This is a genomic window from Streptomyces sp. NPDC001604 (genome assembly GCF_042893475.1).
Taxonomy (GTDB): domain Bacteria; phylum Actinomycetota; class Actinomycetes; order Streptomycetales; family Streptomycetaceae; genus Streptomyces.
In genome coordinates this window covers 83,322-108,411 of sequence record NZ_JBIAUY010000022.1, presented here as the reverse complement: position 1 = coordinate 108,411, position 25,090 = coordinate 83,322, and the positions used below count along the sequence as shown (strand labels likewise).

General features: G+C 70.5%; 20 protein-coding genes and 1 pseudogene. 8 read left to right on the top strand and 13 right to left on the bottom strand.

The features are described 5' to 3' along the window. The first annotated feature begins 89 nt into the window (after nt 1-89). The 3 genes and pseudogenes from ACFY1E_RS40650 (at nt 90) to ACFY1E_RS40640 (ending at nt 1,501) form a co-directional block, all read left to right on the top strand. On the top strand, nt 90-644 hold the full coding sequence (locus ACFY1E_RS40650; protein ID WP_389085688.1) for a DUF6082 family protein: 555 nt from the start codon (nt 90-92) through the stop codon (nt 642-644). A 269-nt stretch (nt 645-913) separates the two neighbouring features. Beyond that, nucleotides 914-1,144: pseudogene (locus ACFY1E_RS40645) on the top strand (hypothetical protein); the annotation flags it as partial. A gap of 111 nt (nt 1,145-1,255) precedes the next feature. After that, nucleotides 1,256-1,501, top strand: a complete 246-nt coding sequence (locus tag ACFY1E_RS40640; RefSeq protein WP_389085839.1) for a hypothetical protein — start codon at nt 1,256-1,258, stop codon at nt 1,499-1,501. Between the two features lie 105 nt (nt 1,502-1,606). Here the strand turns inward: ACFY1E_RS40640 and ACFY1E_RS40635 are convergent, their stop codons facing one another. Beyond that, entirely contained in the window at nt 1,607-2,773 is a 1,167-nt protein-coding gene (locus ACFY1E_RS40635; RefSeq protein ID WP_389085685.1) for a citrate synthase/methylcitrate synthase, read from the bottom strand. Nucleotides 2,774-2,882: 109 nt separating this feature from the next. Here ACFY1E_RS40635 and ACFY1E_RS40630 point away from each other — a divergent pair, with 109 nt between their 5' ends. The 4 genes from ACFY1E_RS40630 (at nt 2,883) to ACFY1E_RS40615 (ending at nt 7,606) form a co-directional block, all read left to right on the top strand. After that, entirely contained in the window at nt 2,883-4,136 is a 1,254-nt protein-coding gene (locus tag ACFY1E_RS40630; RefSeq protein ID WP_389085682.1) for a citrate synthase, read from the top strand. An 80-nt stretch (nt 4,137-4,216) separates the two neighbouring features. Further along, nucleotides 4,217-5,158 carry a sucrase ferredoxin gene (locus ACFY1E_RS40625; RefSeq protein WP_389085680.1) on the top strand — a complete coding sequence of 314 codons (942 nt, stop codon included), beginning with the start codon at nt 4,217-4,219 and terminating at the stop codon, nt 5,156-5,158. Between the two features lie 100 nt (nt 5,159-5,258). Further along, nucleotides 5,259-6,929, top strand: a complete 1,671-nt coding sequence (locus ACFY1E_RS40620; RefSeq protein WP_389085677.1) for an ATP-binding protein — start codon at nt 5,259-5,261, stop codon at nt 6,927-6,929. Next, the gene (locus tag ACFY1E_RS40615; RefSeq protein ID WP_266961505.1) at nt 6,926-7,606 is read left to right on the top strand and encodes a response regulator; all 681 of its coding nucleotides are present in this window, start codon (nt 6,926-6,928) and stop codon (nt 7,604-7,606) included. The genes ACFY1E_RS40620 and ACFY1E_RS40615 overlap by 4 nt, the downstream gene beginning before the upstream one ends. Nucleotides 7,607-7,938: 332 nt before the next feature. Here the strand turns inward: ACFY1E_RS40615 and ACFY1E_RS40610 are convergent, their stop codons facing one another. From ACFY1E_RS40610 to ACFY1E_RS40585, 6 genes are all read right to left on the bottom strand, one after another. Further along, nucleotides 7,939-9,531, bottom strand: coding sequence for a cation acetate symporter (locus ACFY1E_RS40610; protein WP_389085675.1), 1,593 nt, complete (start codon nt 9,529-9,531; stop codon nt 7,939-7,941). Further along, nucleotides 9,528-10,082 (bottom strand): DUF485 domain-containing protein, encoded by a 555-nt coding sequence (locus tag ACFY1E_RS40605; RefSeq protein ID WP_389085673.1) that lies wholly within the window; start codon nt 10,080-10,082, stop codon nt 9,528-9,530. Before ACFY1E_RS40605 ends, ACFY1E_RS40610 begins: the two co-directional genes overlap by 4 nt. 69 nt (nt 10,083-10,151) lie before the next feature. Next, nucleotides 10,152-10,835 (bottom strand): response regulator, encoded by a 684-nt coding sequence (locus tag ACFY1E_RS40600; RefSeq protein ID WP_389085672.1) that lies wholly within the window; start codon nt 10,833-10,835, stop codon nt 10,152-10,154. After that, nucleotides 10,832-11,983: a sensor histidine kinase gene (locus ACFY1E_RS40595; protein WP_389085670.1), complete on the bottom strand. Its 1,152-nt coding sequence runs from the start codon at nt 11,981-11,983 to the stop codon at nt 10,832-10,834. Before ACFY1E_RS40595 ends, ACFY1E_RS40600 begins: the two co-directional genes overlap by 4 nt. After that, entirely contained in the window at nt 11,980-12,504 is a 525-nt protein-coding gene (locus tag ACFY1E_RS40590; RefSeq protein ID WP_389085669.1) for a DUF1453 domain-containing protein, read from the bottom strand. Before ACFY1E_RS40590 ends, ACFY1E_RS40595 begins: the two co-directional genes overlap by 4 nt. 206 nt (nt 12,505-12,710) lie before the next feature. Next, nucleotides 12,711-14,834, bottom strand: coding sequence for a type IIA DNA topoisomerase subunit B (locus tag ACFY1E_RS40585; protein WP_389085668.1), 2,124 nt, complete (start codon nt 14,832-14,834; stop codon nt 12,711-12,713). 442 nt (nt 14,835-15,276) lie between these two features. Here ACFY1E_RS40585 and ACFY1E_RS40580 point away from each other — a divergent pair, with 442 nt between their 5' ends. Beyond that, nucleotides 15,277-15,507 carry a hypothetical protein gene (locus tag ACFY1E_RS40580; protein WP_030945102.1) on the top strand — a complete coding sequence of 77 codons (231 nt, stop codon included), beginning with the start codon at nt 15,277-15,279 and terminating at the stop codon, nt 15,505-15,507. 115 nt (nt 15,508-15,622) lie between these two features. On the opposite strand, the gene ACFY1E_RS40575 is transcribed toward ACFY1E_RS40580, so the two are convergent. From ACFY1E_RS40575 to ACFY1E_RS40550, 6 genes are all read right to left on the bottom strand, one after another. Beyond that, nucleotides 15,623-16,468, bottom strand: a complete 846-nt coding sequence (locus tag ACFY1E_RS40575) for a S1 family peptidase (protein WP_389085666.1) — start codon at nt 16,466-16,468, stop codon at nt 15,623-15,625. Between the two features lie 136 nt (nt 16,469-16,604). Next, the gene (locus ACFY1E_RS40570; protein WP_389085663.1) at nt 16,605-18,134 is read right to left on the bottom strand and encodes an RNA polymerase sigma factor; all 1,530 of its coding nucleotides are present in this window, start codon (nt 18,132-18,134) and stop codon (nt 16,605-16,607) included. Between the two features lie 426 nt (nt 18,135-18,560). Then, nucleotides 18,561-19,448 carry a FadR/GntR family transcriptional regulator gene (locus tag ACFY1E_RS40565; RefSeq protein ID WP_351482512.1) on the bottom strand — a complete coding sequence of 296 codons (888 nt, stop codon included), beginning with the start codon at nt 19,446-19,448 and terminating at the stop codon, nt 18,561-18,563. A gap of 161 nt (nt 19,449-19,609) precedes the next feature. Further along, a complete protein-coding gene (locus tag ACFY1E_RS40560; RefSeq protein ID WP_389085659.1) occupies nt 19,610-21,625 on the bottom strand; it encodes an ATP-binding cassette domain-containing protein in 2,016 nt (671 codons plus the stop codon). 89 nt (nt 21,626-21,714) lie between these two features. Beyond that, a complete protein-coding gene (locus tag ACFY1E_RS40555) occupies nt 21,715-22,473 on the bottom strand; it encodes an NUDIX domain-containing protein (protein WP_030939512.1) in 759 nt (252 codons plus the stop codon). Between the two features lie 131 nt (nt 22,474-22,604). Next, on the bottom strand, nt 22,605-24,524 hold the full coding sequence (locus tag ACFY1E_RS40550) for a glycogen debranching N-terminal domain-containing protein (protein WP_389085656.1): 1,920 nt from the start codon (nt 24,522-24,524) through the stop codon (nt 22,605-22,607). Between the last annotated feature and the right edge of the window lie 566 nt (nt 24,525-25,090).

Below are 25,090 nucleotides of genomic sequence, written 5' to 3'. Positions count from 1 at the left end.
ACGGCAAGCGCCGCCCACCGCTCGCCGGTCCCCATCAGTCGACCCGCACCCCGACGACCGGCGGACGGCCGCCTGACTCGGGGGTTGACATGGCCACACAGAAGCGTGGAGCACGATGGGGGGCGATCGCCGCGGCAGGCATGGGCCTGGCGTCGGGAGCGCTGGGGACCCTGGCCGTGCAGCGACAGGTCATCGAGTCGCTGCGGGCACGCGTGGAGCATCTGGAGCAGTCTGCGCAGGCCCAACGTGACGTCAACGTCGCTCAGCAGCAGCGCCTCCACTGGGAACTACTGAGCAAGGCCATGGACGACCCCGAACTCGCCGAAGTGCTCGACACCTACGACACACCGGTCTCCGCCAAGAGGCAGCGTCAGTTCCTCTTCGCCAACGCCCTCTACACCAATGCTCTCTGCTACTACCGCATCGGCAACATCAGCCGTGCTGAATTCTTCGGATTTGTCCGAGGCGCCCTGCAGAATCCAATCTTCAGGGAGTACTGGTACGCGACTCGACCTCACCGGGCCACACTGCTCGACACATCCGAGGAGGCGGAACTCGGACGCATGGTCGATGACCTCCTGCAGCAACTCGAGGAGACGGACAGCGAGGAGTGGTGGGTGGTCGGCGAACCCCCTGCCGACTAGCACCGGCCGGACTCGCCATCGGACGGAAAGTTTCGTCCGCCGATACACCTTTCCGGATGCATCACACAGTCGGGCGATAACGAACTGGCAAATTCACGCGTTTCCCCTGGTGCCAACAGGGTTGACTGCTCCGCGATCGCGTCAAGGGTCGACCCCCATTGAACCGTCGCTCCATGCCGCTCGTTCGTCGAGGCAGCAGCCCCACAGGGTCGCATCGCACCGCGCAGCGCGCAGGCGCCCAGGCCTTGAGACCAAGGGGAAATTGAACAGTGAGTCAGATCATCCGTCGGCTAGGCACTCCTCCGAAAGCTCGGGGGAGTGTGACCGGACAGAATTGCCCGGACATCTTCGAGTTGGCCGACGGCAACTTCGCCGTCATCGGAACCGATGCCACGAACGGACTGGATGCCCAGCTTCCAGCCGGTACACCTCTCACCAAGGACGACCGCATCGTCGTGGTCACGCGCGAAACTCTGATTCACGCCAAAACCGACATTCCCGTTGGCGTGGGAAGCTCTCGTATGTCCAGTGCACGTATTCACACCGGGCATTCGCAGGCCGACGACGCCAGGCCGGCGCCCACACCTGTAAACAGGAGAGGCCAGGACCAGGTGGAAATCGTACGACGACTCGGCACGCCGCCCCGGCAACGCCAGTCAGCACCGAGCATGAGCGCAGGAACCTGCCCGGACATCTTCGAACTCAGCAACGGCGACTTCGCCGTCATCGGCGAGGAGGCCACCGAAAGGCTCGACAGGGAACTACCCGCCGACGCCTCCCGGGCCGACTACGAGCGCATCGTCGTCATCAGCCGTGAAACCTTGATCGAGGCGAAGAAGGACATCCCCGACGCCTGATCACGTCATCCGCCACGTCTACTTGGGCTCGGTGCGCGACATCGCCGAGCCCTTTGCACGTCAGGGGATGGACGGATCCCTCAGGGCACCCGGGCCTTTCAGCCTTCAGACCATCACGGGCACCGCCACCGGCGCCTCCGCCCCCACATACCGCGCCACCGGCCGGATGATCTTCGAGTCCTCCGCCTGTTCCAGGATGTTCGCGCTCCAGCCCACCACCCGCGCCGCCGCGAACGTCGGGGTGAACATCTCGCGGGGCAGGCCGCACAGTTCCATGACCACGCCCGCGTAGAACTCGACGTTCGTGTGGAGTTCGCGGCCGGGCTTCAGTTCCGCCAGGATGCTCTCCACGTGACGCTCGACCTCCACGGCGAACTCCACTCGCGGGCCGCCGAAGCTCTGGGCCACCTCGCGGAGCATCCGGGAACGAGGATCCTCGGTACGGTACACGGGGTGGCCGAAGCCCATGATGCGGTCGCCGGCGAGGACGCGTTCACGGATCCAGGGGTCGATGCGGTCCGGGCTGCCGATCGCGTCCAGAGTGTCCAGCGCGCGGCTGGGCGCACCACCGTGCAGCGGACCGGAGAGCGCCCCCACGGCTCCGACCAGGCACGCCGCGACGTCCGCTCCCGTCGACGCGATGACCCGCGCCGTGAAGGTTGATGCATTGAAGCCGTGATCAATGGTTGAGATCAAGTACTGCTCGACCGCCCTGGCCTGCTTCGACTCCGGCACCGAACCCGTCAGCATGTAGAGGTAGTTGGCCGCATAGGAGAGGTCGTCCCGGGGCTCCACCGGTGCGAGACCGCGGCTCAGCCGGTGCAGCGCCGTGAGCAGGGTCGGCACGGCCGCGGCCGCCACGAGGGTGTCCTGACGGCGGGCGGCCGCGTCGACGTCGTACACCGGCCGGAAGCCCTTCGCCGCACCGAGCAGCGACAGCGCGGTGCGCATACCGGCCAGCGGGCCCGACCGCCCGCTCGCCGCCGCAATGGCGGGCAGGGCGGCCCGCACCTCGTCGGGCAGCCGCCGCAGGGCGGCCGTTTCGGAGATGAACGCCGCACGCTGCGCCTCGTCCGGCAGTTCGCCGTGGACCAGGAGATGCCAGACGTCCTCGAAGCCGCGGGTCTGCGCGAGTTCGACGGCCGAGTACTGGCGGTAGTGGTAGAAGCCCTCGAGCCCCCGGACGTCCCCGATCTCGGTGTCGGTGACGACGACGCCGGCGAGCCCCCGCGGCACGTCGACGGTGGCGGCGGATGACCTGTTGACGGACATGATTCCTCCCTGGACTTGATTCAACTGTCGATGATTGACTAAATCTCTGTCAATATTGATTGAATCAATGCTTTCGATCCATGCGTCGTGATGCGGATACGGTGACCCCATGCGCGATCAAGACCCCTCTGCCGGTCACGCCGAACGCCGGCTGACCACCAAGGAAGCCGCCGAACTGCTGGGCGTGAAGCCCGAGACCGTGTACGCGTACGTGAGCCGCGGCCAGCTCAGCAGCCGCCGCGTCCCCGGCGGCCGGGGCAGCACCTTCGACGCCAAGGAGGTGGAGGCACTCGCCCGGCGCAACAGACGGGAGAGCAGCGGGACTTCACCGTCGGGCGGCGAACTCTCCGTGCGCACGCGCATCACCCTCATCGAGACGGACCGCTACTTCTTCCGTGGCGTCGACGCCACGGAACTCGCCACGCGCCACTCCTACGAAGAGGTCGCCGAGTGGCTGTGGACCGGCCGGCTGCGCCCCGGCACGGTGTTCACCGCACCCGAGGCCCCCGTCGCCCTGGCCCGCCGCGCCGTCGACACGCTGCCCGAACACACCGGACCGACCGACCGGCTGCGGGTTGCGGCGATCGCCGCCGCGGTGGCGGACCCGCTGCGCTTCGACCTCTCCGAGGACTCCGTGCTCGGCACTGCGCGCACGCTCATCCCCACCCTGGTCGCGGCCCTGCCGCCGGCCCGGCGCGGCCACCGTGACGAGGGCCCGCTGGCGCACCGCCTGTGGGCTCGGCTGACCGGAGTCGACCCCGACGAGGCCTCGCTGCGTGTGCTGGACACCGCGCTCGCCCTGCTCGTCGACCATGACCTCGCCGCCTCGACGCTCGCCGTGCGCGTCGCCGCCTCGGCCCGCGCCCACGCCTACGCGGCCGTCTCCGCCGGGCTCGGCGTGCTGGAAGGCCCCCTGCACGGAGCGGCCAGCGGCCTCGCCCACCGGCTGCTGCTCGACGTGCTCGACGAGGGCAATGCGGCCCCCGTCATCGCGGAAGAGCTGCGCGCGGGCCGCCGTATCCCGGGGCTCGGTCACCGGCTCTACCCCGGCGAGGACCCACGCGCGCGTGTCCTGTTCGGCCTCCTGGAGGAGATCCCCCGCGCCGCACCCGCCCTGGCCGCGGCCCGCGACATCGTGGCCACCACCGCCCGCCACACTCCGCTGCACGCCAATGTCGATCTGGCCCTGGCCGTGCTCACCGCGTCCTCGGGCATGCCCTCCACCGCGGGCGAGACCGTCTTCGCCGTGGCGCGTACGGCGGGCTGGATCGCTCATGCGCTCGAGGAGTACGGGGAACGCCCGCTGCGCATGCGGCCCAGTGGCCACTACGTCGGCCCGAAGCCGCCCCAGCCGCTGCCGTAGCTGGATCGGCGCCTGTCGGCGCGCCGGACACGGATGCGCCCGGAAGTCGCGGTGAGCCAAGTCAGGTTAGGCTCACCTCTGTGAGTACGTGCTCAACCGTCTCCCGGGAGCTCGACGAGCCCCTCTCGGGAACCGCGGCCACCGCGAGGACCTGGCTGCTGCTGGAGCAGCCGGGTCCCTGGGGCGCCGAGGCGCTCACTTCGAGCCACCTCGATCCGGCACTCGGACGCGCCCTGGAGGCGGCCGCCGAGGGCACGGGCGTACGTATCGCGCTGATCCGACGCCCGGGACGGCACGCCGACTGCGGCACTCCCACCATGCGGCAGGTGTACGCGGCCCACACCGCACCCGGCCACGCATGGCTGCGCTCCGCAACGGTCCGCGATCCGCGGGCCCTGCTCGACCTCGACTTCACCGCGCTCGGCAGAGGCGCGCACCACACCTTCGACACGGCGCTCGATGCCCGACCGCACGCCGGTGCTCCGCTCGCCCTCGTCTGCACCAACGGCAAGCGCGACCGCTGCTGCGCGCTGCTCGGTCGCCCGCTCGCCGCCGAGCTCGCCGCCACCGAGGTGGAGGGCGTCTGGGAGGTCACCCATCTGGGTGGCCATCGCTTCTCGCCCACACTGCTCGTCCTTCCATACGGCTACGCGTACGGACGTGCAGAGGCCCACGCGGTCAGGGAGGTCCTGCACGGCGTCCAGGAGGGACGGATCGTCGTGGAGGGCTGCCGCGGACGGTCCGCCTGGGAACGTCCCGGTCAGGCGGCGGAGCTGGCCGTGCGCTCGGCCGTACGGGAGTACGCGGCGGACGCCCTGAGCGTCGTACGAACGGACGGGGCCGCGCCGCGCTGGCAGGTGACCGTCGCTCACGTGGACGGACGCCGGTGGCGCGTCGAGGTGGCCCAGGGTGCGGCCCTGCCGCCCCGCCCGGAGAGCTGTGGGACGTCGATTCTCGGTTCACCTGCGCGGATGGAGGTCTTGGCGGTGCACGAGCTGAGCGTGACCGCGCTCGCGAGTTGACCGTCCGCTCCATACGTCGGCCGCTCGGCTCAGCATTGATCAAGAGATGCATGTCACGCCCCCTACGGCGGCTCCGGCACGTCCACGTACCGTCGTGGGTATGAGCCCCACTCCCCCCGCCCGCCGCCTGCGCCTCGGTCTGCCGAAGCGGGTGTTCTCGCAGGTGCTGCTGATGCAGGTGGCGATCGCCGCGGGAGTCGCGGTGCTCGCGACCGGACTGTTCCTGGCTCCGCTGAGCAAACAGCTCGACCAGGAGGCGATGCGCCGGGCGCTGGCCATCGCCGAGACCACCGCGCAGGACCGGCATATCGCCGAGGGAGTCCTCCACACCCCGCCGACCAGGAACGGCCCGGTGCAGAAGGAGGCGGAGCGCATCCGGCGGGCCACACATGCCGAGTACATCGTGGTGCTGGACCGGAACAAGGTGCGCTGGTCGCACCCCACGGCATCGGAGATAGGCAACATTGTCTCCACCGACCCGCGGGACGCCCTGGCCGGCAAAGAGGTCATGGAGATCGACAACGGCACCCTGGGCCGCTCGGCCCGCGGCAAAGTGCCCCTGCGCGACGGCCACGGCAAGATCATCGGAGCGGTCTCGGTCGGGATCAAGTACGACAGCGTGCGGGCCGACCTCATCGGCGCGATCCCTGGACTGCTCGCCTACGCCGGCGGTGCACTGGCCGTCGGTGCGCTGGCCGCCTGGCTGATCTCGCGGCGGGTCCAGCGGCAGACCCGTGACCTGGCCTTCTCGGACATCTCGGCGCTGCTCGCGGAACGCGAGGCGATGCTGCACGGCATCCGGGAGGGCGTCGTCGCCCTGGACCGGGCCGGTCGGATACGCCTCCTGAACGACGAGGCGCACCGGCTGCTGGGCATCGATGCAGAGGCCGTCGGCCGGTCCCCCGACGAGGCGCTCGGCGAGGGACGTACGGCCGACATCCTGGCCGGCCGGGTGGCGGGCACCGACCTGCTCACCGTGCGCGGCCAGCGCGTCCTGGTCGCCAACCGCATGCCCACCGACGACGGCGGCGCCGTGGCCACCCTGCGCGACCGGACCGAACTGGAGCAGCTCGGCCGGGAACTCGACTCGACCCGCGGCCTGATCGACGCCCTGCGCGCCCAGGACCACGAGCACGCCAACCGCATGCACACGCTCCTGGGGCTGCTCGAACTGGAGATGTACGACGACGCCGTGGAATTCGTCGGAGAGGTGGTCGGAGACCACCGGGTCACGGCGGAACAGGTCACCGAGAAGATCCAGGACCCGCTGATCGCCGCTCTGCTGGTCGGCAAGGCGACCGTCGCGGCCGAACGCGGTGTCGCCCTGTGGGTCTCGGACCGGACGCGGCTCCCGGACCGGCTGATCGACCCCAGGGGGCTCGTCACGATCGTAGGGAACCTGGTGGACAACGCGCTCGACGCGGTCGCGGGCACCCTCCACGCGCGCGTGGAGGTCGAGTTGCGCACCGAGGGCCGTACCGCCGTCCTCAGGGTGCGCGACACCGGGCCCGGAATCCCGGCGGAACAACACGAGTTGATCTTCACTGACGGGTGGTCCACGAAGGAGCCGCCCGCACACCGCAAGCGCGGCATCGGCCTGTCCATGGTGCGCAGGCTCGCGCAGCGGCAGGGCGGCAGCGCGACGGTGGGCGAAGCGGACGGCGGCGGGGCGGAGTTCACCGTCGTCCTCCCGGAAGCGCTGACCGAGCCGGCACCGGAGCCGGCCCTCACGGCAACCGCGGACACGACCGTCAAGGAGGAGCCGCGATGATCGAGGTCCTGGTCGTGGACGACGACACCAGGGTCGCCCAGGTCAACGCCGCCTACGTCGAGAAGGTGCCGGGCTTCCACGTGGCCGGTGAGGCGCACAGCGCCGCCGAGGCACTCCGTCAGCTGGAGACGCTGCCCCGTCTGGACCTGGTTCTCATGGACCACTACCTGCCCGACGACACGGGTCTCGCGGTCGTCCAGGAGATGCGCCGGCGTGGCCACCAGACCGACGTGATCATGGTGACGGCGGCCCGTGACGTGTCGACCGTGCAGGCCGCGATGCGGCACGGCGCGCTGCAGTACCTGGTCAAGCCGTTCGCCTTCGCGGGCCTGCGCGCCAAGCTGGAGGCTTACGCGGAGCTGCGTCGCACACTCGACGGCGGCGGCGAGGCGGAGCAGGCCGAGGTGGACCGCATCTTCGGTGCCCTGTCGGCCTCTTCGGAGCCGGGGCTGCCCAAGGGCCACTCCCCCACCACCGCGGAGCTCGTACGTCAGTCCCTGATGAGCGCCGAAGGCCCGCTGTCGGCCCAGGAGATCGCCGACCGGACGGGAGTGAGCCGCCAGACCGCCCAGCGCTATCTGAAGCTCCTGGAGCGTACGGGACGGGCCCGGCTCACCCTGAAATACGGCGACGCGGGCCGCCCTGAACACCGTTACGTGTGGGCGACCCGCGCCTGAGGGCACGGCCGGTGGGGGCGGGGAAGGGGCCGTGCCCCTTCTCTGCATACGGATTCAGCCCGCGCCTTCTCTACCTTCTCCACGAACTCGGTGGTGAACGTCTTGCCCAGACCAGGCCGCCGAGCCTCTCCGGGGAACCCTCCGGGGTCCGCATGCCGAGGAGGGTAAGGTCGGTCCCGCGCCGGTGGCGACGGCGTGAGGTCGCTGCTTTTTGCTGCTGGAGGCGTTGCCGACCGTGTCGTCGGCGCAGGCTGCGAGCGAGGACAGCGTGAGCACGTCGACGGCGGGTCGTGAACGAGGAGTCTGCCCTACGACGATAAGGGCGGCGCTCCCTACGCGGCCCCCGCCCCCGTCAGCGCCCGCACCTCGGTCTCCGCGTGTTTGGCCTCGTCGGGGGCCTCGTCGGAGGTGACCGTGCCGAGCCAGCCGGCGAGAAAGCCCATCGGGATCGACACGAGGCCGGGGTTCTGCAGCGGGAAGTACTGGAAGTCGACGGCCGGGAACAGCGATTCCGGACTGCCCGAGACCACGGGCGACAGCACGACCAGGGCGAGCGCGGGGACCAGCCCGCCGTACACGGCCCACACGGCGCCGCGAGTGGTGAAGCCGCGCCAGAACAGCGAGTAGAGCAGCACCGGGAGGTTCGCGGACGCGGCGACTGCAAAGGCGAGGCCCACCAGGAAGGCGACATTGAGGTCACGGGCCAGCAGACCGAGGGCGATCGCGACCACGCCGATACCGATCGAGGCGACGCGCGCCACGGCCACTTCCCTGCGCGGCTCGGCACGGCTGCGCCGCAGTGACGCGTACAGGTCGTGGGCCACGGACGCCGAGGAGGCGAGCGTGAGTCCGGCGACCACCGCAAGGATCGTGGCGAAGGCGACGGCGGCGACGACCGCGAAGAGAACCGTTCCTGCGGTGGAGTTCGCGCCGCCGCCCAGAGCGAGCGCCAGGAGCGGAACGGCTGTGTTCCCGGCCGCGTTCGACTCCCGTACCGCATCCGGTCCCACGATCGCGGCCGCCCCGAAGCCGAGGACGATCGTCATCAGGTAGAAGCCGCCGATGAGCCCGATCGACCAGAGCGCCGAGCACCGCGCCGCCCGGGCGGTGGGCACCGTGTAGAAGCGGGACAGAATGTGCGGCAGCCCTGCCGTGCCCAGCACCAGGGCCAGCCCCAGGCTGATGAAGTCCAGGCGGGCGGTCCAGTCCCCGCCGTACTTCAGCCCCGGAGCCAGGAACGCATCGCCGTGACCACTGCGCGCGGCCGCCGTCAGCAGCAGCCGGTCGAAGTCGCCGTGGAACCGCAGCAGGACGAGTACGGTCAACGCGACCGTACCGGCGAGCAGCAGTACCGCCTTGACGATCTGGATCCAGGTGGTGGCCCGCATCCCTCCCAGCGACACGTAGATCACCATGAGCGCGCCGACACCGATGACGGTCCAGGCCCGCGCCGCCGTGCTCGAGTCCCCGAGCAGCAGCGCGACCAGGCTGCCCGCCCCGACCATCTGCGCCACCAGATACAGGACGGACACGGTGACCGAGGAAGTTCCCGCCGCGATCCGCACGGGCCGCTCGCTCATGCGTGCCGCGACCACATCGGCGAGCGTGAACCGCCCGCAGTTGCGCACGAGTTCGGCGACGAGGAAGAGCACCACCAGCAAGGCGACGAGGAAGCCGACCACGTACAGCAGTCCGTCGTATCCGAACAGCGCGATGAGCCCTGTGACGCCCAGGAAGGAAGCAGCCGACATGTAGTCGCCCGCGATGGCAAAACCATTCTCCATGGGAGAGAAAAGACGCCCGCCCGCGTAGAACTCCTCCGCCGAGCCCTGCCGGTTGCGGCTCACCCACGTCGTGATCGCCAGCGTGATGGCGACGAACACGCTGAACAGAAACAGCGCAAGCGTCTGATGGCCCCCCGTCACAACGCACCACCTCCCACTCCCCGCGTCAACTCCTGTGTGTTCCAGCGCAGTTCGAGCGCGGCCCGGTCGCGGCGCAGCCGAGCATGCCGGGCGTAGGCCCATGCGAACAGGAAGGTGCTGAGGAACTGCCCGAGCCCGGCGAGCATCGCCACGTTCATGGCGCCGGCCACGGGATGCGCCATCAGCCCGGGCGCGGTGGTGGCGGTCACGAGGTATGCCACGTACCAGACCAGGAAGACAGCGACTCCCGGCACGACGAACCTGAGGTATCTGCTGCGCACTTCCCGGAACGCCGCGCTGCGCTGCACCTCGAGATACACGTCGGCCGCAGCGGCAGTCCCGTCCTCGCTCGGCGGACTTACAGGCCCGGCCTCGGGTACGGCACCTCCGACGCCGTCCGACTCGCCCCATCCGGAGGCAAGCGCGTCGTACCACGGGTCGTACCTCGCACCTCCGGAAGCCTCTGCAGGGGACGAGTCGTGATCGCGGTGCCCGCCCGAACCATCGGCGCCACCCCCGCCTCCGCAGGGACGGCCATTGCTTGACTGCATGCCCAAGGATGGACAGAACGGATAGATCCCCGACTCTGCTTCTCCGCGCTCTTCACCCCATCAGGTGACTCATCCCGCCGGTGGCCGCGCGAGCCCCTTCGCATACGCGTAACGCACCGCCTGGGCACGGTCCTTTAGCCCCGTCTTGGCGAAGAGGTTGTTGATGTGAGTCTTCACGGTCGCGGTGGAGACATGCAGCTTACGGGCGATCTCCTGGTTGCTGAGGCCGTCGGCGATCAGCAGCAGCACCTCGGTCTCGCGCGCGGTGAGCCCGTCCGGCGCTTCCGGCACAGCCGGCGGCTGCGGCTCCGGGCCGGACAGCCGCTCCAGCAGCCGCCGCTGGATGCTCGGCGACAGCCCGGCATCCCCGGACAGGACGCTCTGCACGGCCCGTACGATCTCGTCCCCGCCCGCGTCCTTGGTGAGATAGCCCCGCGCCCCGGCCCGCAACGCCGGGAACAGGGACTCGTCATCCGCGTACGTCGTGAGCACCACGACCTGCGTCCCGGGATACTCCGCGCGAATGCGCCGGGTCGCCTCCACACCGTCGCAACGCGGCATGCGCAGATCCATCAGCACCACGTCCGGGGCGAGTTCCGCCACGAGTTGCACGGCCTCGTCCCCGTCCCCCGCGGCCCCGACGACCTCGACCCCGGGCAACAGGCCCAGCAGCATCACGATGCCCTCACGCACCACGGTCTGGTCGTCCGCGACCACCACGCGCGCGGGCCGCTGCTCCGCCCCTTCCGTCATACGGGCACCTTCAGCGTCACCGCGAACCCCTCCTCGTCCGGCCCGGCCTCCAGCGAGCCGCCCAACAGCTCGGCACGCTCGCGCATGCCCAGCAGACCGTACCCGGCGCCCGCCCCGGCGAGTTCGCCCGGCGTGCCGCCGGAGTCCCGTACATCCAGCGTCACTTGATGGTCGCTGTAATCCAGCCGCACCCGCACCTTGGCCCCCGGCGCGTGCTTGCGCGCGTTCGTCAGGGCTTCCTGCGCGACCCTGCGCACGGCCTGGGACGCCTCTGCGGGCAGCTGTCTGCGCTCACCCGTAATGGTGACCTCGGCACCGGCCGACGTACCGACCAGCTGGGAGAGGAAGTCCTCCAGCGGAGTCAGCTCCCCGCGCAGCGCCGAGAGCGCCTGCCGTGTCTCGTCGAGTCCGTCACGGGCCATCCCCCTTGCCGCCACCACCCGCTCCAGGATCTGGTCCCGGCCGGCGCCTCGCTCGATGAGCAGCCGGGCTGCCTCCAGGTGCACGAGTTGGGCCGAGAGGCTGTGCGCCAGCACGTCATGGATCTCCCGTGCGATCCGGGCCCGCTCCGCGAGCGCCGCCGACTCTGCCTCCGCGGCCCGGGCGGCACGCTCCTGGGCGAGCAGGCGCTGAGCGCTGCCACGGGCTTCGGCGTCGAGGCGCAGGACGTAGCCGGCCAGGGCCAGGCCCGCCGTCGTGGCCGCCGTGGTCAGCCACACGTCGTTGCTGACCGCGGCGTAGGACGCGAGGGCCACGGACGCCGTCGGCAGGGCGGCCGCCAGCGGCAGCCGTTCCAGCGCGGTGACGGCGCAGCCGCACCACAGGACGAGGGCCGGCCCCCGGAAGCCCAGGGCCTGCGCTCCGACGGCCAGTCCCAGGAGCGCCAAGAGGATGCTGAGAGAGGGCCAGAGCCGGTGCTGGAACGTGGTGCGGTACAGGGCCCAGGCGAGCACCCCCGCCACCACCACGCCGAGACCACCCACGACCGTCACCCAGCCGTGGACCCGGCTGCTGTTGAAGGCGCCCCACAGCAGGATGGCGAGGGCGAACAACCTCACGGCCCAGGCGAGCATGCGCCGAGGCCGCGAGATACCTGCCCGCCCGAGCGCCTCCCGGGAGGGCCAGCGCATCCAGGCGTTCTGCGTCACACGCGCTCCTTCCGCACAGGGCGGACCATGAAGTCACCGTACGCCGTGCCCCGACCGTCCGCGGTCGCCACGGACTGCGCCCGCCAGACCAGGATCCCGGAGCGGACCAGCAGGGTGGCCGCGAGGGCGACGAGCAGGGCGGAGCTGTCCTGATGGACTCCGAAGAGCATGCCGAGCGCGAAGAGGCCGACACGCAGGGCGATACCGGCGATCCAGACCATCACGCTCGCCTTGGTGCTCTTGCTCCACACGGTGCCGTCCGGCTCCGCCCATATTCGGGTCGTCCAGGCCCATCCGGCCCCGGTGCCAAGGCCGACGAGCAGCTCGGCGCCGAGCAGGACGACCGACTCCGTGCGGTGGTGGGCGTCGAGGATGCCGGGTTCACGCAGGGCCACGAAGGCAAGGATCACGGGCAGCAGCCACCAGCGCCTGCCGGCGCCGATCTGCTGCGCGCGGAACTGCCGCACGACTACGAGAACGACGACAGCCGCGATCGCCAGCGCGTTGACGAACCCGGACATCAGAGCCTCCGTGAGCGAAGAGGGGAGTCGCCAGCGAGTGCTGTCGACGCCTTCGACGCTACGGAAGTTCGCAGGTCAGCAGATCGGAGCAGGGGTGGATCGTGGGTGGATCCGTACACGGCTGTCGGCTCCACCCACGGGTGGAGCCGACGTACGACGACCGTGGCCGACCCGGGCAAGGGTCCGCCCCGGACCAGGCCCAGCGGCTACGCGTCGATGCGCGACCGGTCCAGCGTCGCCGCCGAGCTGGAGATGAACTCCTTGCGCGGTGCCACGTCGTTGCCCATCAGCAGATCGAAGACCGTCTCTGCGGAGTCGAGGTCGGAGAGGTTGATCCGGCGCAGGGTGCGGTGTCGCGGGTCCATGGTGGTCTCGGCCAGCTGGTCGGCGTCCATCTCACCGAGGCCCTTGTACCGCTGGATGGAGTCCTTGTAGCGGATCCCCTTGCTCTGGAACTCCAGCAGCTTGTCGCGCAGTTCACGGTCCGAGTAGGTGTAGACGTACTTGTCCTGGCCCTTCTTCGGCTGGACGATCTCGATGCGGTGCAGCGGCGGCACCGCGGCGAAGACCCGGCCCGCCTCGACCATGGGGCGCATGTAGCGGTGGAACAGCGTCAGCAGCAGGGTCCGGATGTGCGAGCCGTCCACATCGGCGTCGGTCATCATGATGATCTTGCCGTAGCGGGCCGCGTCGATGTCGAACGTCCGGCCCGAGCCGGCTCCTATGACCTGGATGATCGCGCCGCACTCGGCGTTCTTGAGCATGTCGGTCACGGACGACTTCTGGACGTTGAGGATCTTGCCGCGGATCGGCAGCAGCGCCTGGAACTCGGAGTTCCGCGCCAGCTTGGCGGTGCCGAGCGCGGAGTCCCCCTCGACGATGAACAGCTCGCTGCGGTCCACGTCGTCACTGCGGCAGTCGGCCAGCTTCGCAGGCAGCGACGAGGACTCCAGGGCCGTCTTCCGGCGCTGGGCGTCCTTGTGCTGGCGGGCAGCGATGCGCGTCCGGGCGGCGGCGACGGCCTTCTCCATGACCACACGGGCCTGCGCGGCGGCATCCCGCTTCGTGGAGGTCAGGAACGCCTTGAGTTCCTTGGAGATCACCGTGTTCACGATGCGCCGGGCCGCGGAGGTGCCGAGGACCTCCTTGGTCTGGCCCTCGAACTGGGGCTCGGCGAGGCGGACGGTGACCACCGCGGTGAGGCCCTCGAGGGCGTCGTCCTTGACGATGTCGTCCTCGGCGACGCGCAGCAGCTTCTTCGCGCGCAGCACCTCGTTCATCGTCTTGGTGACCGCCTGCTCGAAGCCGGCGACGTGGGTGCCTCCCTTGGGGGTGGCGATGATGTTGACGAACGACTTCAGGGTCGTGTCGTAGCCGGTGCCCCAGCGCATCGCGACGTCCACGCCGAGTTCGCGGGTGACCTCGGTGGGCGTCATCTGGCCGTGGTCGTCCAGGACCGGGACGGTCTCCTTGAAGGTGCCCTGGCCGGAGAAGCGGAGGACGTCGTTGACCGGCTTGTCGCTCGCCAGGTACTCGCAGAACTCGCTGATGCCGCCGTCGAAGCGGAAGGACTCCTCACCCTTGCTGCCGCCCTCGCCGAGCCCGAACTCGTCCCGGACGACGATGGTCAGGCCGGGCACCAGGAACGCCGTCTGACGCGCACGCTGGTGGAGGTTCTCCAGGGAGAGCTTGGCGTCCTTGAGGAAGATCTGGCGGTCGGCCCAGTAACGCACGCGCGTACCGCTGCGGGTCTTGGGGATCCGCTTGGCCTTGCGCAGCCCACTGGTCGCCTCGAACTTGGCCTCGGGGCCGTTCCCGGCGAAGGCACCCGGCACGCCGCGGCGGAAGCTGATCGCGTGAGTGTGGCCGCCGCGGTCCACCTCGACGTCCAGGCGGGCCGACAGGGCGTTCACCACGGAGGCGCCCACACCGTGCAGACCGCCGGAGGCCGCGTAGGAGCCGCCGCCGAACTTGCCGCCGGCGTGCAGCTTGGTCATGACGACCTCGACGCCGGAAAGACCGGTCTTGGGCTCGACGTCGACGGGAATGCCCCGGCCGTTGTCCCGGACCTCCACCGAGCCGTCGTCGTGGAGGATCACCTCGATGTGGTCGCAGTAGCCCCCGAGAGCCTCGTCGACAGAGTTGTCGATGATCTCCCACAGGCAGTGCATCAGACCGCGGCTGTCGGTGGACCCGATGTACATGCCCGGGCGCTTGCGCACGGCCTCGAGCCCCTCGAGGACGAGCAGGTGCCGCGCGGTGTAGTTGGAACCGTCCCGGTCTGCTCCTGCCAGCAGCGCTGTGGACGGCACGGACGTCTCGGCGGTCACGCGGTTCGCTCCTCGCTGAATTTCAGTTGGTGCCCTGGTGGGTAAGGGCCCGGCTTCGGTCGCCGTCAAGAGGGTACCGAGGCCTGGTAGAGCCGTTGTAACGCCACCCTCGTCTGGAGTTAAGACTAGTCCACGGTCGCATACATGTTCGATCCCTCGATGGAGTGAAGTACATATCACGTTCCCTTCGAGGCATGAACCATTTAGGCTCCGGGCACGTCCTCATGAACAACCGGCAAGCCAGCCGGGAGGACCTGACATTGACAGACCGCGCGAACCCGTACGACACACAGACACGCAATACGGCACATTCGCCGCCAACCGGCAGCAGACAGCCGGCCTCGAAAGATTTTTTCGAGGAAAAGCCCGGGGCGGGAACGTTTTAGGGCTGGTTGGATGTTGACCCTGGTACGACAGCTCGTCGAGCTAGAGAAGAGGCGACGTGACTACTGTTCTGACCCCCGCGAGCCCACTGACGGCCGCCGATCGCTGCGACCGCTGTGGCGCGCAGGCCTACGTGCGCGTTGTCCTGCTCAGCGGCGGAGAACTGCTCTTCTGCGCCCACCACGGCCGCAAGTTCGAGCCGGAACTCAAGAAGATCGCCGCTGAGATACAGGACGAGACGGAGCGGCTGACGTCCGTTCCGGCATCCGCCTCCGAAGAAGAGCGCTGATACCTCGCACATACGACGAGCCAGCCCCGGCACAGGCCGGTACGGGCGGCGCGGCCCCTGCTTCAGGGACCGCGCCGCCCGCGCTCGTACCACCCCGGATGCCGTCCGGGCACCGTCAGTGGGCCCTGCCCCTGCTCAGCGGGCCCATCCCGCGTAGGGCCTCGGAGACGCGCGCATAGACGCCTGGGCTGCCCGCACGACCGCAGCCGCTCCCCCAGGACACGAGTCCGATGAGCTTCCCCTGGGCGACAAGGGGCCCACCGCTGTCCCCCTGGCAGGCGTCGTGGCCGCCTCCCGCCTCCCCGGCGCACAGCATGCTCTTGGCCTGGTACGTGCCGTCGGTGCTGCCCGGATACGCCTCCTGGCACCGGGCGTCGGGCAGCACGTGCACGCGTGTCGCCCGCAGACTGTGCGCGTAGTCGCCGCCGCCGGTGAGATCGCCCCACCCGGAGACGGTCGCGCTGGTGCCCGGCTTGTACGCAGGATCGCCGGCGGCCGCCATTGCGATGACCGAGCTGCGCGGCAGCGGTCTGGCGAGAGTGAGCACGGCGAAGTCCTCGGCGTTGCTGTCGCTGTCGAAGGTCGGACTCACCTGGACGTCACGTACCGGGATCTCCCGGCCGCGGTCCGAAAGCAGGTCCGTGCGGTTCGCGATGACCTTGAGGTCGTGGACGCGCTCCGGCGGTGCCCCCAGGACGTCCTCGCCCATGCAGTGGGCCGCGGTGAGCACGGTCGTACGGCCGATGGCCACACCGCCGCAGAACTGCCCCGCACGCGTACCCCCGAACCGGTCACGGCTGGAGAGCGCCACCGTCCACGGGCTCTCGGACACATCGATCGGGAAACTCCCTATGACAACGCTGTCGGCGGCCACGGGGGCAGTGGAAAGCAACGGTATGGCGGTCGCGGCGGCCACAAGGGCCAGCGGCCGGGCCAGCGCCCGGACAAAGGGACGACGCATACGAGCTCCTCACTCTGGGATGTCGTGGGAGACCCAGAGTGATCCAGCCCGTCGCACCCCGCACCTGCGCGACAGCACGAGAAGGCCCGGTCCTCCACGCGGGAGGACCGGGCCTTCACTGTCGTACGACGGCGACCTAGTCGAGGTAGTCGCGCAGCACCTGAGAACGCGACGGGTGGCGCAGCTTCGACATGGTCTTGGACTCGATCTGGCGGATGCGCTCGCGCGTGACGCCGTACACCTTGCCGATCTCGTCGAGGGTCTTCGGCTGACCGTCGGTGAGACCGAAGCGCATCGAGACGACGCCCGCCTCGCGCTCGGACAGGGTGTCGAGCACGGAGTGCAGCTGCTCCTGCAGGAGCGTGAAGCTGACCGCGTCGGCCGGGACGACCGCCTCGGAGTCCTCGATGAGGTCACCGAACTCGCTGTCGCCGTCCTCGCCCAGCGGGGTGTGCAGGGAGATGGGCTCGCGGCCGTACTTCTGGACCTCGATGACCTTCTCGGGGGTCATGTCGAGTTCCTTGGCCAGCTCCTCCGGAGTGGGCTCGCGGCCCAGGTCCTGGAGCATCTGGCGCTGCACGCGCGCGAGCTTGTTGATGACCTCGACCATGTGCACCGGGATACGGATGGTGCGGGCCTGGTCGGCCATGGCGCGGGTGATCGCCTGACGGATCCACCATGTGGCGTACGTGGAGAACTTGTAGCCCTTGGTGTAGTCGAACTTCTCGACCGCGCGGATCAGACCGAGGTTGCCCTCCTGGATGAGGTCCAGGAAGAGCATGCCGCGGCCGGTGTAGCGCTTGGCCAGGGAGACCACCAGACGGAGGTTGGCCTCCAGGAGGTGGTTCTTGGCGCGGCGACCGTCCTCGGCGATGATCTCCAGCTCGCGCTTGAGCTTCGGGGCCAGCTTGTCGGCGTTGGACAGCTTGTCCTCGGCGAACAGGCCGGCCTCGATCCGCTTGGCGAGCTCGACCTCCTGCTCGGCGTTGAGCAGGGGGACCTTGCCGATCTGCTTGAGGTAGTCCTTGACCGGGTCGGCGGTGGCGCCGGCCGCGGCGACCTGCTGGGCCGGCGCGTCGTCCTCGTCCTCGTCGGAGAGCACGAAGCCCGCGCTCTCGGCGCCCTCGGGCTCGTCGGCGCCCTTGGGGGTGTCCTCGAGCACCTCCTCCTCGAGGACCTCGGCGTCGTCCTTCTTGGCGCTGGTCTTCTTGGCCGCCGTCTTCTTGGCGACGGTCTTCTTCGCGGGCGCCGTCTTCTTGGCGACCGCCTTCTTCGCAGCGACCTGCGCGGCGTCGTCCTCGACGGGCGTGTCGGCGGCGGGCGCCTCGGGGGTGGCGGTGGCGGTGGCCTTCTTGGCGGTCACCGTCTTCGCCGCGACCGTCTTGGTGGCGGTGCGCTTGGCCGGACTCTTCGCTGCGACGCTCTTTCGGGTGCGCTTGGGCTCCGCGGCACTGACCATCAGCGTCACACCCTCTTCCTCGAGGATCTGGTTGAGGCTGCGCAGTACGTTCTTCCACTGAGTGGCCGGAATCTGGTCAGCTTCGAAGGCCCGACGCACATCGTCGCCGGCGATCTGCCCCTCAGCCTTTCCCCGCTCAATCAGAGCCATGACAGAGACGGACTCGGCGATCTCCGGCGGGAGCGTACGGGATGTGCTGGCCGACACGAACAACCTCTCGGAACGTTGGAAAACGGCTTCCGGCCCCGTCCAGGACGGACAGGAGCCGACCGCCGGCTTGGGGATTGGGCCGACGGCGCGGGCGGGACCGGGAAGATGCACAGCGCCGCAAACGGCGTCCGTATTCCCTCCTCGGCTGTCACCTCTTAGGTCATCGCGCTGTTTCCCCGAGCGTTACGCCCAATCTGCGTGGTCCGAATCACACCCTGTAAGTACCTAAACGCGCCCAGAAAGGGACATACAGGGTCACCCGTGGGTGAGATCGGGGCTTTCCCAAGGTCTCTGCGGCCCGTGGCGCCGTCGGACCCCGCAGGATCCCGGAGATCCTGCGGGGTCCGACGGAGGCGGTTCGGCGGCCGGGCCATGCCCCAGGAGGGGGAGGCATCTCCCGGCCGCGCCGCCCGCGGGATGCGGTCAGTGTTCGCGCGGCGCGGGCACCACGCGCTCCACCTCTGGGTGGACGGTCAGCAGCTGGCGCATGGCCGACTCGGCTGCCGTGCCGTCCCCGGTACCGAGGGCGTCGACGATCCTGCCGTGGTGCGCCAGCGACGTCTCGTTCGGCCGGTCGCAGCCAGTCACCGGGCCGCCGGAGACCTGGAGGGCGGCCGAGACGATCCCGGAGAGGTGCTCCAGCATCCGATTGCCCGCAACCTGGATCAGCAGGGAGTGGAACTCGGCGTCGGCGCGGGAGAAGGTGATGGCGTCACCCTGCCCCATGGCGTGGCCCATGATCTCCACCATGTCGGCGAGCCGCTGCTGGACGTCCTCGCGCCCGTGCCCGGCGGCGAGGCGGGCGGCGAGCGGTTCGATCGTCCAGCGCAGTTCGCTCAGCTCGCGGCGCTGGTCGTCGCGCTGCGGCCCGAAGGCGCGCCATTCGATGATGTCCGGATCGAGCAGGTTCCAGTCGCTGACCGGGCGCACACGCGTACCGACGTTCGGGCGAGCGCTGACCAGGCCCTTGGCCTCCAGGACCCGGAGCGACTCACGGACGACGGTGCGGGAGACCTCGAAACGCTGGCCGATTTCCTCGGGCACCAGCGGACGGTCGGCGCCCAGATCGCCCGAGACGATCATCTGGCCGAGCTGCTGGACGAGTTGGCCGTGCAGCCCGCGTCCGCGGCTGCCCGCGGCGCGCCGGCCCACGCGGCCCAGCTCCGGGTCCGCGCTCTCCCAGGCGGGGGCTCCGACGCGGTCGACCACATGGGCCTCGGCGTAGGGGTAGCGGTCGAGATCGCCCGGGCCGGCCAGACCGGAGTCGGCGGAGCGGGCGGCGGTCATCATGGTGTGCGCAAGGGTACTCACGGATCCTTTGTCGGCGCCGTCTCCAACTCCCTTGAGGTCTTTGGTGAAAAGCACACGAAAGGGTGATCGCTCACCCCGTCGCAATTGACGCCTTATCGGAAAGAAATGGGCTTTCCCCAGGGAGTTGCGCACAGGGTAGGGCGAAAGCGCGCGGACGGTTGTCATCGGACCCTGCTGCGCAGGGTGGTGAGCAGATACGCGCAGAGCAGAGCGGTCAGCGACAACGTCAGGGCACCGCCGACGGGTTGGGCGATCACCCTCGCCGCGGCCCCCAGATAGCGCTCTCCCCCGAAGGGCCACTGCAGCAGGAACACCTCCCGCAACCGCAACGGAAGCCCGGCCGCCATCCGCACGGACGATCCCGCCAAGGCCTTCTGTACGAGCGGAACGACGACGACCGGTACGGAGACCACGGCCGCGAGTCCTGCCGTGGTGGACCGGAAGACGCCCGCGGCCAGCACGCCGGCCCAGGCACATCCGACGACCAGACCGAGCCAACTCGCGCCGAGTGAGAGCCAGTCCATGGGAACTTGCATGAGTTCCCGTCCGTAGACGATGTAGAGCACCTCGGCGTCGCAGCCGACCGTGAGGAAGGCCAGCATCAGCGCGGTGACCGTGGCGACGACGAGTTTCGCGGCGAGCAGCCCCAGCCGACGGGGCACGGTGCCGCGATCGGCCGCCAGCGCGGGATGGCGGAACTCGTCGCCGAAGGCCAGCGCGCCGAGGAGTCCCGCACCGAGCGCGGCGGGCGGCAGCGGCAGCTCGCGCGGCCACGCGGCCAGCAGGCGCGCCTGCGGGGTGTGTCCGATCCGGGCCAGGACGACGGCGGCGAGGGCGGAGACGACGAGTACGACGGCCCCGGTGACGAACCCGGTGCCGATGCCGGCGGCGCGACGGATCTCGTAGCGCAGAGGACGCAGGGGGCTGGGAGCCGGGCGGACGGAGATGGAGGGCGGAAGGGAGGGCGGGCTGTCGAGGGTGCCTGCTTCAGCCGGACGTACGCCCGGCGTCGGGACATGCCCCGACGTCACATGTGACGGGGGTGCGTGGACGGGTGCCTTCGGCGCGCCGACCTCACCGGGCGCGTCAGCCGGGGACTGCGGTTCGGGGTGCGCCTCGCAGGACGCATCGGCCGGCGTCGGGGAGGTCGGTTCGGCGCCTCGCTTCCCGGGCGTGTCAGCCGGGGTCGAGCAGTGCGCCGCCACGGTAGGTCCGAGGGCCCCGTCCGAGGCGTGTGGCTCGTCCGGCACCTGCGGCCCGTCGGCGGACTCCGGCCCGTCGACCGGGGGTTCCACCGCTCCGGGCCCCATGTCGCCGATTTCGTCGGCGAGTTGATGTACGAGGATGCCGTGACGGAACGCGGTCTCTCCGACCTCGGCGCAACTACTGCCGTAGACGGAGAGGCGGTTGCCGCCCTCGTGTACGACTTCGACGGAGCGGTGGCCGGTGCGGGCTTCCTTGGTGAGCAGGGCGGCGAGGCGCACCACGTGCGGGCTGCGGACGGCGACGCGGGGGCGCAGCCGGGTGCGGGCGAAGTCCTCCGCGTCCTGGTCGGCGACGAGCCTGCCCCGCTCCAGCGTGACGACCCGGTGGGCGCTGCGCGCCGCCTCCTTGGGGTCGGCCGTGGTGAGCAGGACCGTACCGCCCTGAGCGGCATGCGCGTGCAGCATGCCGTACAGCCAGCGGGCCTCGCGGGGGGAGAGACCGCCGGCGGGTTCGTCGAGCACGAGCGTGTGCGGGTCGGACAGCAGGGCGCAGGCCAGGCCGAGGCGGCGGTCCATGCCGCGCGAGAGGGTCCCGAGGCGTTCGTCGCGCAGGCTGACGAGGCCGACCACTTCGAGGACCTCGTCGGCGCGGCGGGCGGGAACTCCTGCGGCGGCGCACAGCATGCGGAGATGGCCACGGACGGTACGGGCCGGGTGGCCCGGTACATCACCCAGGAGCACGCCGACTTCGCGCGCCGGATGGGCCATGCGGTGCAGGGGGCGGCCCTTGAAGTAGGTGATGCCACGGCCCTGTTGGAGTTCGAGCATGAGTTTGAGTGCGGTCGTCTTGCCCGCCCCCGGCGCCCCGAGCAGCGCAGTGACGCGGCCTGCGCGCACGTCGAACGAGACGTCGTCGACCGCGGGCGGAAGCTCCTTGCGGGGATTGCTGGTCAATCCGTAGGCCTGGATCACCCGAAGCAAGATAGCGCGCTATGTCCGATTTTTCTGGTATGGCGTGGCCTGCTCTGCCGGCCATGACCAGTCCGCCCGGAACCGTGCCCTCACACTTCGGGGCGCAGCATCGGGGGGTTGAGCAGTGTGGCGCCGCCGGCCCGGAACAACTGGGCGGGGCGGCCGCCCTGGCGTGTGGTGGTCCCGCCGGTGGGGACGAGGAACCCGGGTGTGCCCGTCACCTTGCGGTGGAAGTTGCGCGGGTCGAGGGCCACGCCCCACACCGCTTCGTAGACCCGGCGCAGCTCACCGACGGTGAACTCGGTGGGGCAGAACGCCGTGGCGAGGGACGAGTACTCGATCTTGGAGCGGGCCCGCTCCACGCCGTCGGACAGGATCTGGGCGTGGTCGAAGGCGAGAGGCGCCACCGGTTCGCCGTCCCGGCCGTAACCGCCCTGCTGCAGCAGTTCCTCGACCGGCGCCCAGCGCGCATTGCTGGCGTCGCCGCCCGCTCGGGGTGCGGGCAGGTCGGGGGCGAGCGCCAGGTGGGCGACGCTGACCACGCGCATCCGCGGGTCCCGCTTCGGATCCCCGTAGGTCGCGAGTTGTTCCAGGTGCGCGCCGTTGTCCTGGGCGGGAACTGCCGGGTCGTGGGCGCGCAGCCCGGTCTCCTCGGCCAGCTCACGTGCGGCTGCCTGTGCCAGATCCTCGTCGGCCCGTACGAAGCCGCCGGGGAGCGCCCAGCGCCCCTGGAACGGTGGCTCGCCCCTGCGTACCGCCAGCGCGCACAGGGCATGGCGGCGCACGGTCAGCACGACCAGGTCCACGGTGACGGCGAAGGGCGGAAATGCTGACGGGTCGTAGGGCATGCGGCGATCATAGTCGTCTGCCTGACGATAAACACTCCTTTCGTCGGCCGCTTCGACGGCTGATCCACTTCGGTCCTGTATGAGGCGCAGCCCCTGGTTCCGGGTGCTGTGCGGTGGTACGTCGCCCCAGGTCATACTCCTAATTGCAGTCCGTCGGCGGCCTCCTCGACCATGGCGAGGCCAAGGCGGCTGACCCGTACGGAGAAGGGAGCCCCGGCGATGCGAAGCCCCCTCAGAACGATCTCGCCCAGGGGGGCACTGTGCATGGGCCGCAGTGTGATCGTCCCCGCGGGAGCGTCCGGACGGATACCCGCGAGAGTCACCAGCAGCAGCACACCGGCCGCCGCCGCGGTGGCGGCCGGACGACAGGCCGCCGGGTGCGGGAGGGGAGCGCTCCCCGCGGTGCGCTGCTCGCCTGCGTACATCTCGGGCAGCCGGTGCCCGAAGCTCTCGGCCGCCGCCAGGGCGCCTCTCAGCAGCGAACCCGCCTCCTTCTCGTAGCCGGCGGCGGCCAGGCCTGCGACCGCGATCGCCGTCTCGTGGACCCGCACGGCGCCGCTGCGGTGGCCGAACGGGTTGTAGCCGCCTTCCTTCGCGCCCAGTCCGCGCAGCCCCCAGCCCGAGTCCATCGCCGGGCCGCCGAGCAGGCGGGCGAGCTGTTCGGTCTGCACCTTGTCGAGCAGCCCGGGGGCCGGCTCGCCCCCGCCGAGCAGGCCGGTGTCGAGGAGATGGGCGGCGGCAGCACCCAGGTACGGCAGCGGAGTGCCGTCGGGGGCCCGAGCGGCGGCCGGCCTGCCGCCACCCCGGTCGTCGACCCAGAAGTCCTCTCTGAACTCCGCCCGCAGCATCTGGGCCCACTGACGCAGCTCGGCGCCGCCCGGCCTCCCGCAGCCATCGAGCAGATCGGCCCCCAGCAGGGCCGCACGGTGGGCATGGGCCTGCGTCTCGCAGCGGACGGGACCGCCGGGATGCGGGTCACTCAGGTAGGTGCCCTCGCCGACGGTCGTCCGCAGCCAGGCCAGACAGCGCTCGGCGGCCGGCAGCAGTTCCTCCGTCTCGGTGTCGGGAAGGCCCCAGCGGCGGGCCTCCGCGAGGAGCGCGGGGAAGAGCAGCGTGGCTTCCGTGCCGGTACAGCCTGGCGGCAGATGGATGCCCGCGTCCCGTCGCGGCCCGGGGATCATGCCGGACTGCGGCCCCACGCCCCGGAGTTGGGTGCGGGCGAGGCTGCGCAGCGTGCCTGCGGCGAGCCGGGTACCGAGGGGCAGCGTCATCCGCGCCGCCGCCAGTGCCTCGGCCGGGGCCGGGCCGCAGCGCCAGGGGGCTCCTGCCGCGAGTTGTATGTCGGAAGGGTGGGCGGGGTCGTGCAGGAGCAGGGCATGGAGGTCCTCGACGCTCGTCCGCAGCAGTGGCTGGACCCTGGGGTCGTCGCCGGACCCCCTGGCGGCGGCAAGGGGGCTCGTGGCCGTGCGGCGCACGGTCCGGACAGGGCCCGCTCCGTCCGGCCGTACCCGCAGCTCCACGCTGGTGCTGCCGCCGGGGGACAGCTCGAACTCCCAGCGCAGCAGCCCAGCAGAGGCCAGTGCGTCCGCGGGCGGCGGATCTGCCGTGACCGACGAGTTCCCGGTGGTACCGGACCAGCGCAGGCCCGAGTCGTGGACACTGGCGGGCAGTTCGGGCCCAGCGGTGCCGGATGCGATGGCGCCCAGGTCGGCCAGGTCCGTGCCGAGGGCGACTTCGAGAGGCACACGCAGGGGGCGCCGGGCCGCACTGTGCACGGTGATGCGCTCCGTCCCGTCCGCATGGCGAATCCGCTCGACGACGAGGTCCGGGTCCGGGCCGGAGTGCGGCGAGGCCCGCAGCGTGCCCACGAAGCGGGCCCGGTCGGCCGAGGTCATCCGGGCTTGCACCGCCAGCGGTTCGCGCCCGGCCACGCGGACCTGGCAACGGGAAAGCACGCGTCGGCCCGCCCGGTAGAACCCTTCCAGCCCCTGACCGGTCATCTGCCCGTCCTCGGCCGAGATGGCGAGCCCCGGGAGCGCGACGCAGATCATGGCGGTGTGCGTGGACGGCAGTTCGACGGACCGGCGGGGCGTCGGCGGCGTGGCGGCTCGGGACGGTGGAGTTGCTCCCGGGGGCGAGAAGGTGGACGGGCGGGGCGTCTGACCGGGGGATGAGGGCAGGATCCGACCCTGGCCCGGGGGTGACGGCCGTGCGTGTTGCCGGCCTGGAGTGGCTCGGGGGGCCGGGTGGGGTCGGCCGATCCGGGCGGGGGCTGATCCGAGGGCGTCGGCCTGGACGCAGAACGGTCCGGCTCGGTCGGCTCGAGTGCACAGCCCCCGGGGTCGTGCGGGCGACCGCCGGTGAGGCCCTGGTCGGTCGACCTGCCAGGGAGTCGGTCCTGACAGGTCGCCCCGATGGCGAGCCCGGGTCGTTCCGCCGCCCCGGGCGGGTACCAGTCCTGGCCGCTCGGTGCAGAGGCGTGCGTGCTGTCGGCCGTCGAAGGGGCGTCGCGCCGGGCGGCACGGTCCGCGTGGGTCAGCAGGGAGGCGCCCGCCCCGGGAGACAGCGTGGGCCGGCTTGCGCCGGAGGTGTCGTCGCCGGCAGCGGAGGGCGGAGT

Coding starts and splice junctions, on each gene's coding strand:
- ACFY1E_RS40650 (WP_389085688.1), top strand. CDS start 90: ATGGCCACACAGAAGCGTGGAGCACGATGGGGGGCGATCGCCGCGGCA.
- ACFY1E_RS40635 (WP_389085685.1), bottom strand. CDS start 2,773: ATGTCCGTCAACAGGTCATCCGCCGCCACCGTCGACGTGCCGCGGGGG.
- ACFY1E_RS40630 (WP_389085682.1), top strand. CDS start 2,883: ATGCGCGATCAAGACCCCTCTGCCGGTCACGCCGAACGCCGGCTGACC.
- ACFY1E_RS40620 (WP_389085677.1), top strand. CDS start 5,259: ATGAGCCCCACTCCCCCCGCCCGCCGCCTGCGCCTCGGTCTGCCGAAG.
- ACFY1E_RS40615 (WP_266961505.1), top strand. CDS start 6,926: ATGATCGAGGTCCTGGTCGTGGACGACGACACCAGGGTCGCCCAGGTC.
- ACFY1E_RS40605 (WP_389085673.1), bottom strand. CDS start 10,082: ATGCAGTCAAGCAATGGCCGTCCCTGCGGAGGCGGGGGTGGCGCCGAT.
- ACFY1E_RS40600 (WP_389085672.1), bottom strand. CDS start 10,835: ATGACGGAAGGGGCGGAGCAGCGGCCCGCGCGCGTGGTGGTCGCGGAC.
- ACFY1E_RS40590 (WP_389085669.1), bottom strand. CDS start 12,504: ATGTCCGGGTTCGTCAACGCGCTGGCGATCGCGGCTGTCGTCGTTCTC.
- ACFY1E_RS40575 (WP_389085666.1), bottom strand. CDS start 16,468: ATGCGTCGTCCCTTTGTCCGGGCGCTGGCCCGGCCGCTGGCCCTTGTG.
- ACFY1E_RS40555 (WP_030939512.1), bottom strand. CDS start 22,473: ATGCCCTACGACCCGTCAGCATTTCCGCCCTTCGCCGTCACCGTGGAC.
- ACFY1E_RS40550 (WP_389085656.1), bottom strand. CDS start 24,524: ATGATCTGCGTCGCGCTCCCGGGGCTCGCCATCTCGGCCGAGGACGGG.